At 66.5% G+C, this 7,461-nt stretch carries 7 protein-coding genes and 2 pseudogenes; 3 read left to right on the top strand and 6 right to left on the bottom strand.

Going from position 1 to position 7,461, the window contains the following annotated elements:
- The 3 genes and pseudogenes from B1964_RS31015 to B1964_RS13700 form a co-directional block, all read right to left on the bottom strand.
- Positions 1 to 666: pseudogene (locus tag B1964_RS31015) on the bottom strand (hypothetical protein); the annotation flags it as partial.
- Positions 633 to 1,331, bottom strand: coding sequence for a hypothetical protein (locus B1964_RS31020; RefSeq protein ID WP_253193996.1), 699 nt, complete (start codon positions 1,329 to 1,331; stop codon positions 633 to 635). The gene B1964_RS31020 and the pseudogene B1964_RS31015, both read right to left, overlap by 34 nt.
- A gap of 70 nt (positions 1,332 to 1,401) precedes the next feature.
- Positions 1,402 to 1,899 (bottom strand): RDD family protein, encoded by a 498-nt coding sequence (locus tag B1964_RS13700; RefSeq protein WP_079930136.1) that lies wholly within the window; start codon positions 1,897 to 1,899, stop codon positions 1,402 to 1,404.
- Positions 1,900 to 2,240: 341 nt separating this feature from the next.
- On the opposite strand from B1964_RS13700, the gene glnA reads away from it, so the two are divergent.
- Positions 2,241 to 3,674 carry a type I glutamate--ammonia ligase gene (gene glnA, locus B1964_RS13705; RefSeq protein WP_006370569.1) on the top strand — a complete coding sequence of 478 codons (1,434 nt, stop codon included), beginning with the start codon at positions 2,241 to 2,243 and terminating at the stop codon, positions 3,672 to 3,674.
- Positions 3,675 to 3,861: 187 nt separating this feature from the next.
- Positions 3,862 to 4,038 (top strand): hypothetical protein, encoded by a 177-nt coding sequence (locus B1964_RS31025; RefSeq protein ID WP_014360397.1) that lies wholly within the window; start codon positions 3,862 to 3,864, stop codon positions 4,036 to 4,038.
- Here B1964_RS31025 and B1964_RS13715 read toward each other — a convergent pair.
- Complete coding sequence (locus tag B1964_RS13715; protein WP_172398837.1) at positions 4,032 to 5,594, bottom strand: MFS transporter; 1,563 nt, start codon at positions 5,592 to 5,594, stop codon at positions 4,032 to 4,034. The two genes, B1964_RS31025 and B1964_RS13715, sit on opposite strands and share 7 nt — an antisense overlap.
- Before the next feature lie 98 nt (positions 5,595 to 5,692).
- On the opposite strand from B1964_RS13715, the gene B1964_RS13720 reads away from it, so the two are divergent.
- Positions 5,693 to 6,505 (top strand): TetR/AcrR family transcriptional regulator, encoded by an 813-nt coding sequence (locus B1964_RS13720; protein WP_079930141.1) that lies wholly within the window; start codon positions 5,693 to 5,695, stop codon positions 6,503 to 6,505.
- Positions 6,506 to 6,546: 41 nt separating this feature from the next.
- Here the strand turns inward: B1964_RS13720 and B1964_RS13725 are convergent, their stop codons facing one another.
- Together B1964_RS13725 and B1964_RS31030 are read right to left on the bottom strand one after the other, a co-directional pair.
- Complete coding sequence (locus tag B1964_RS13725) at positions 6,547 to 7,311, bottom strand: heme oxygenase (biliverdin-producing) (protein ID WP_079930143.1); 765 nt, start codon at positions 7,309 to 7,311, stop codon at positions 6,547 to 6,549.
- A pseudogene (locus B1964_RS31030) lies at positions 7,308 to 7,461 on the bottom strand (endonuclease/exonuclease/phosphatase family protein); the annotation flags it as partial. The pseudogene B1964_RS31030 and the gene B1964_RS13725, both read right to left, overlap by 4 nt.

Consider the following 7,461-nt stretch of genomic DNA (forward strand, 5'->3'; position numbering starts at 1 on the left):
GGCCACGCCCTGCCAGTGTGCCGCGGTGTTCGGTGCCGGCAGGTGCCACCCTTGGGCTCCGGTCCGAATGTCGTACGCGCCGAGTGCAGGGCTGCTCGGTCGCTGGTCTGCATCGGCCTCTCCGCCCAGGATCATGCGAACGCCGTCGAAGCCGACGAATCCCTGTCCGAAACCGGCGGTGAAACCACTGATCCGGGAAGCGGACCGGGCGTCGAGCACCGTCCACCTGCGCGTGCTGCTCAGGTCTTCGCTGAATTCGTCGACGAACGTGACGACATACCGATCGCCGAGCATCTGCAGTGAGGAACCCTGTGACGGCCGCGTCCACCTCAGGTCGGCGCCGGCTCCCGACGCCAGTCCGATCGTGGTGTTCGACTCCACAGAAATGAAGTCGGCATTGATGGCCTGCACCGGGCCGGCAGCACTGTCCCCGGACGAGATACGCCATCCTGAGATCTCACCGGCCCGCACCCCGTCGGCATCGAAGAAGTCGATCGTGTCCCGGCCCGCCCCGGGGAGACCGCTCGTCACGAACCCGGATCGGTGGATGACCACCGCCTCCCGACCGTCCGCCGAGTGCAGTAGTCGGCCGGAGTCGAGGCGAAGAACGGTGACTCCACCGCGAAAACCGCTCAGCGCAACCAGATTCGCGGCTTCGGAGACCACCGTTGCCCCTGATCGAGCGGCGGGCGCACCGTCCACAACGCATGCCCGCGGGAATCGAACCTGGTGATGACCGTCTGTAGCGGTGGCACATCGGCGTCGGTACCAAAGCCCGCAACGGGCACCAACGTGGAGTCCACGGGGATCTCCTCGGGGAGCGTGATGTTCTCCATCTCGACGATCAGCACCAGGAAGCCGTCGCCGGCGCGCATGATCCTCGAGGACCCCGAGATCGGGATCGTCGCGGTGGCGACGTCGTCTCCGGTATCCGGATCGACGAACGACACCCTGGTCACGATCGCGGCACCGTCTCTGGCCATTCGGGTGCACGCGAGTCTCTTGTCGCGACTGATCGCACAGGAGTTCTCCCATCCGATTCTCGGCGCCCTCCACAGCGGCCTGCCCGTGTCGGGATCGATGGCGAGCACCGCGGACGGACGGCCGAGCCTGTTCCGCGACACCCGCACCAGGAGATGATCGTCGGCCGCCTCGACGGACACGCTCGCATCGTCGAAGTCTTTGCCGAACAGCGAAGCCGCATCGACGCTCCATCGGGCTTCGGGCGGCGCGGCCATCTGTCCCAGCGTGCGACTCTCCGGCGGTTGGGCCGCCTCACCACGCTCCAGCACACCGAACACGGAAATCACCAGTGCGCCGATGCTCAGCACGGCAGTCAGCGTCAGCGCCTCGCGCCGACCTCGATTCGCACCGACACGCCCACGCACCAGACGCCCGCCCTCAGCGACTCCGGACCATCGCGGTGCCGGTCGCGCGATCGTGCAGTGCGCGGCCGTTGTAGTCGTTCATCAGTGCGGGCACCAGGAACACGATCAGCACCTGCCGCATCAATGCACGGATCACGCCGACCGCGGCGACGGGAGCCTTCCCGGCGATCTCGTCGGCCAGTCGCTCGGGTCCGTGGTCGACGCGCGCCACCCGCATGCCCACGGCGAACTGCCCGGGCGTGAAGCCGAACATCGTCACGGTGAACACGCCGATGACGAACCACACGGCGAGCACGGCGAGGCCGAGGTTCGGTGATCCGAAGCCGACGAAGAACAGCGACAGCCCGCCGCCGATGATCCAGTCGACGAGCAGCGCCAACGTGCGCGGCCACCCGGGGACGAGCGCTCCGGGTCCGCTCTCGGGCAGGCCGAGGTCGGCGCCGCGATATTCGAGGTCGACCGGTGCGCCCGACTGCGGGCCCGACAACCAGGAGCCGGTGGCCCTGCTCATGCGCGATCACCCCCGGCACCCACATGCCCGGTGCTCGCGTGCTCGGTTCTGCCGGTGATCCGCGGGTCGTTCATGTTTTCCATGGTAGAGGCAGTGACTTCCCTGACGAGATCACCGTTCGCTTTCGTCCGGGGCGTGCATACGGAATAGTTGCCGTGGGCACGACAACGCATCGCCACGGCCGTGTAACACAGGGGAAACACTTCCTTGACGTGCGGGCAACGTCGCGTCCATACGGTTCTGGCTGAGATCCGCCGCGGTTTCTTGCGCGGTGGTCCAGGCGCGTCAGGTCCGCGTGTACACGCCGGCCTGACCCCGACAAGTTAAGGAGTCACCGCACGGTGTACAGCAGCAACGAAGAACTACTCGAGGGCATCAAGAAGGAAGGTGTCGAGTACGTCGACATCCGCTTCTGTGACCTGCCCGGTGTGATGCAGCACTTCTCGATTCCGGCTTCGGCCTTCGACGAGTCGGTGTTCGAGGACGGCCTGGCATTCGACGGCTCGTCGGTGCGCGGCTTCCAGTCGATCGACGAGTCCGACATGATGCTGCTCCCCGATCCGGCCACCGCGCGGATCGACCCCTTCCGTCGCGCCAAGACGATGAACGTCAGCTTCTTCGTCCACGATCCGTTCACCCGTGAGGCCTACAGCCGCGACCCGCGCAACGTCGCCCGCAAGGCCGAGGACTACCTGGCCTCCACCGGCATCGCCGACACCTGCTTCTTCGGCGCCGAGGCCGAGTTCTACATCTTCGATTCGGTCGCCTTCGACTCGCAGATGAACGGCACCTTCTACGAGGTCGAGTCCGAGTCCGGCTGGTGGAACACCGGTTCGCCCACCGACCCCGACGGTTCACCGAACCTCGGCTACAAGGTCCGCCCCAAGGGCGGCTACTTCCCGGTGGCGCCCTACGACCACTACGTCGACCTGCGCGACGAGATGTCGACCAACCTGACCAACGCGGGCTTCGAGCTCGAGCGCGGTCACCACGAGGTCGGTACCGGCGGCCAGGCCGAGATCAATTACAAGTTCAACACGCTGCTGCACGCCGCCGACGACGTCCTTCTGTTCAAGTACATCATCAAGAACACCGCGTACGCGAACGGCAAGACCGTCACCTTCATGCCGAAGCCGCTGTTCGGCGACAACGGCTCGGGCATGCACGCCCACCAGTCGCTGTGGAAGGACGGCAAGCCGCTGTTCCACGACGAGGCCGGATACGCGGGCCTGTCGGATCTGGCGCGCTACTACATCGGCGGCATCCTGCATCACGCACCGTCCTTGCTGGCCTTCACCAACCCCACGGTGAACTCCTACAAGCGTCTGGTGCCGGGCTACGAGGCCCCGATCAACCTGGTGTACAGCCAGCGCAACCGGTCGGCGTGCGTGCGCATCCCGATCACCGGCAACAATCCGAAGGCCAAGCGCCTGGAGTTCCGTTGCCCCGACAGCTCGGGCAACCCGTACCTGGCCTTTGCGGCGATGATGATGGCCGGCCTCGACGGCATCAAGAACAAGATCGAGCCGCACGAGCCCGTCGACAAGGATCTCTACGAGCTGCCGCCCGAGGAGGCCAAGAACATCCCGCAGGCCCCGACCTCGCTGTCGGCGGTCATCGACAAACTCGAAGAGGATCACGAATACCTCACCGCCGGTGGCGTGTTCACCGAGGACCTCATCGAGACCTGGATCGCGCTCAAGCGCGAGAACGAGATCGAGCCGGTCCAGATCCGTCCGCATCCGTACGAGTTCGCGCTCTACTACGACTGCTGATCTCTGACACAAAGCACCGCGGGCCCACCGACAACAGAGTCGGTGGGCCCGCGGTGTGCGTGAGACCGGACAGTCGCCGGGGCACCTCATGACGCAGGTCACAGGACAAAATGTGAATGATGCCACGGAGGACCTTTTGCTCTCACGCGATCACATCTCAGCCCGTAATCTTCTTCTCATGTCCCGTATGCTTTTTGTTGAAGATCTCGTCCCCGGCGATCGCATCGCCCTGGACGGCATCCGTGCCGTCGTCCGCAAACAGGTTCCGCATGGCACCGACCAACGCCTCGTCGAACTCGCCCACAGCTCCGACGATCGCAGCGAACTCATCTTGAAGTCCGGCTCCAAGGTCGAGGTCTACTGATCCCCATCACGTTCTGCTCGCAGATGTGAGCGAACACGATCGGTAACTCCCTCGGAGACCGTCGGCAAGCGGTCGACCGACGGCGTGCGCGCCGCCCACACGATCAGCACCGCGGTCACCCCCAGGATTCCGGCTCCCACCCAGGCCACCACCGCCATCCCGTCGACGAATGCACCGCGCGCAGCGTCGAGGATCTGTGCGGCCATCTCGGCGGGTTCGCGATGCACCACCGCGCTCGCCCCGGCCAGACTGCGGCCTGCCTCCACTGGCCCCACGCCCGCCGGATAGCTCACGCGGTAGACCGCGTTGAGCACACTTCCCAGCAGCGCGATGCCCAGCGCACCGCCGAGTTCACTCGATGTCTCCAGCAGCCCCGAGGTCGCTCCGGCACGATCGGCAGGTGCGATCCCGACGACGTGGTCGGCGATCACCGAGGTGGTCGCCACGATTCCGCCGGCGAGCAACGTCGACGCGACGAGCACCACGAGCAGTGAGTCCTGACCGATGAGGGCCGCGAGCAGCGCGAAGCCACAGGCCGCCACCACCAGTCCCCCGACCATGACCGCGGGACGGCCGAACCGTCCGGCCGCCACGGCCGCAGTCGGCGCCGCCACCGCGACGAACAGCGATGGCACCACACTCCACAGGGCGGCCCGCAGCGGGCTGAAACCGAGTACCGACTGCAGGTATTGCGTCACCATGATCGAGTTGCCGAGCAGTGCGAACATGCAGATGAGATTGGTCCAGATCGACGCCGCGAACCGGCGCTCACCGAGAAGCGCCAGGTCGAGCATCGGATCCCCCAGGCGCCGTTGGCGTCTCACAAAGGCCACCCCGAGCACCACCCCCACGACACCGATTGCCAGCCGGCCCGGCGACCACCCGGCGGCGGCGATCTCCTTGATCGCATAGATCACGGGCAGGATCGTCCCGAACGCCATGAGCGCACTGAGAACGTCGATGCGTCTTCCCGGTACCGCGGTGTGTCCGGGTAGCAGCAGGGGCGCCGCGATCAGCAGGGCGACCATGACCGGAATGTTGATCAGAAACACCGAGCCCCACCAGAAATGCTCGAGCAGCACACCGGAGATGATCGGACCGAGCGCCACTCCCCCGGCCAGCACGGCGTTCCAGGTGGCCACCGCTTTCGCCCGCGCGGCATCGTCGTCGAAGACGTGGCGGATGAGTGCCAGCGTCGAGGGCATCAGCGTCGCACCGGCGACCGCGAGCACCGCGCGAGCGATGATCAGCATCTCCGGCGTGCTCGAGAAAGCCGCGAGCAACGACGCACCGCTGAAGCCGACCGCGCCCCACATGAGAACGCGGCGGTGACCGAATCGGTCGGCGAGCGACCCCATGGTCAGCAACAGCCCGGCCAGCACGAAGCCGTACACATCGAAGATCCAGAGTTGTTGTGCAGGTGAGGGATTGAGATCCGCTGCGATGAACGGAACCGCAAAGAACAACACCGACACGTCCATCGAGACGATGAGCATCGGCAGACACAGCGCAGTCAACGCCACCCAGGGCGAGCGCGCGATTCGTACGTGAGGCATGACACCAAACCTTTCCGTCTATGGCATATACTGTTTATTGCCTACGCAGATAGTAGGACTGAACTGTATACGGCGCAAGCAATTAGTAGGATGTCGACATGGATGCTCCGGACGACCCTGACGCCGTCGAGCGCGGACCAGCCGCACCCGCACCGATGCCCGTGCGGTTACCGACGTCGGTCGCACTGCTGTGGGGCCGAGTCCCCGACACCCCCCGCCGAGGCCCCAAACCGACCCTGACCATCCGCGACATCGCCCGCGCCGCGGTCGCCATCGCCGACGACCGCGGCTGGGAGGCCGTGTCGATGAAAGCCATCGCCCAGAGCGTCGGCCTCACGGCGATGTCGCTGTATCGCTACGTCGACAGCAAGGACGACGTCATCGATCTCCTCGTCGACGAGGCCTACGGGACCGCCGACCCACGCCTGGCGACCACTGGATCGTGGCGCGAGCGGATCACCGATTGGGCGCGCGCGGCGGCATCGACCCTGCGCACACGCCCGTGGCTGACCGAGATCCCGATGTCACGGCCACCGGTCGGACCCAACGTGTTGTCCTGGACCGAGTCGGGCGTCCGCGCCTTCGATCCCACCGCACTGACCGGGCCCCAGAAGATGAATGCCTTGCTACTGGTGGACGGATTCGTCCGCCAGCACATCCGGCAGTCGGCGCAGATGGGCCTACTGCCGGGCGGCGGGGCACGAGCGGGGGCACGAGAAGGGGCACAGCCACCAACGCCGGGATACGAGGCCGTGGTGGCATCGCTGATCGACCCGGAACGATTCCCCGCCCTGACAGCTGCGGTGCAGACGATGGCCGACGGTGACGACGATTTCGACGTCGAACAGTTCGAGTTCGGCCTCGGCGTGATCCTCGACGGCCTCGCCGGCATGATCGACGCGCTCGATTGACGGGCGCACCGCCGGCGACGGGTAACCGACCCGCGGCAGGGTCAGCCGCGAGTGCGGTCGAGGTCGGCGAACAGTGCCTGGTTGTGTTCGAAGGCGCGGACCGCTTCGGCCACCAGACGATCCACCCCGGCGTCGTCGAGGGGTAAGGCGTCGAGGCGGTCGCGGTAGGCGTCCTTGTAGCGCTTGAGTTTGTCGATGTCGAAGGCGTAGAACGACAGCGCGGAATCCTCGACACCGTAGTGCTGGCGCATCCGATGGGCCACGACCTGACCACCGCTGAGGTCACCGAGGTAGCGGGTGTAGTGGTGTGCGACGTAGCGCCCGGCATCCGAGCGGGTCGCCTCGATCGCCTCGACGTAGGCCGCCACCGCTGGCAACGGGGATACGGCGTCGACGTCGGATCCGAGGGCGGCGAGGTCGGTGCGCAGTCGCGGGACCCGTCGCAGCCGCTCGTCGTGCACCGCGCCACCGACCGGATCCTCGGCCAGGGCATCGCCGACCGACTCCAGCGCGCGATAGACGAAGAACAGTTGCTCGGCGAGCCGCCGATACGCGGCGACGTCGAGTCGCCCCGACATCAGATCATCGATGAACGGCGAGTTCTCCGCCTGCTGATGAGCCACTGCGGTCGCCTCGCGCAGACGCGTCGAGACGGCGACCGGCTGGGTGGCGGGGGAATCGGTGAGAGATGTCATGTTGCCACCAGTGATACCACCCCACACCGGCATCCGTAACCCGAGGACGCCGATCACGGCCGGCGCCACTGCTCCGGTGATACCGACCTCGCCGTGCTCGCCGCCGCTCACCCGGCCACCAGCGACACCACCACTCCGCGGTGATCCGACCCCGCGATGGAGAACGTGTGCACGGCGGTGGCGACGAAGCCGCGGACCACGACCCGATCGATCGCGGCCAGCGGTCGGCCTCCGAGACGATCGGTCGGGAACGTCGGCTGC

This window comes from Gordonia sp. i37, from assembly GCF_002043085.1.
GTDB lineage: Bacteria > Actinomycetota > Actinomycetes > Mycobacteriales > Mycobacteriaceae > Gordonia > Gordonia polyisoprenivorans.

Bases quoted from the DNA above. Each gene is read 5' to 3' on its own strand.
- B1964_RS13715 (WP_172398837.1), bottom strand. From the start codon at position 5,594: ATGCCTCACGTACGAATCGCGCGCTCGCCCTGGGTGGCGTTGACTGCG.
- B1964_RS13720 (WP_079930141.1), top strand. From the start codon at position 5,693: ATGGATGCTCCGGACGACCCTGACGCCGTCGAGCGCGGACCAGCCGCA.
- B1964_RS31025 (WP_014360397.1), top strand. From the start codon at position 3,862: ATGCTTTTTGTTGAAGATCTCGTCCCCGGCGATCGCATCGCCCTGGAC.
- B1964_RS13700 (WP_079930136.1), bottom strand. From the start codon at position 1,899: ATGAGCAGGGCCACCGGCTCCTGGTTGTCGGGCCCGCAGTCGGGCGCA.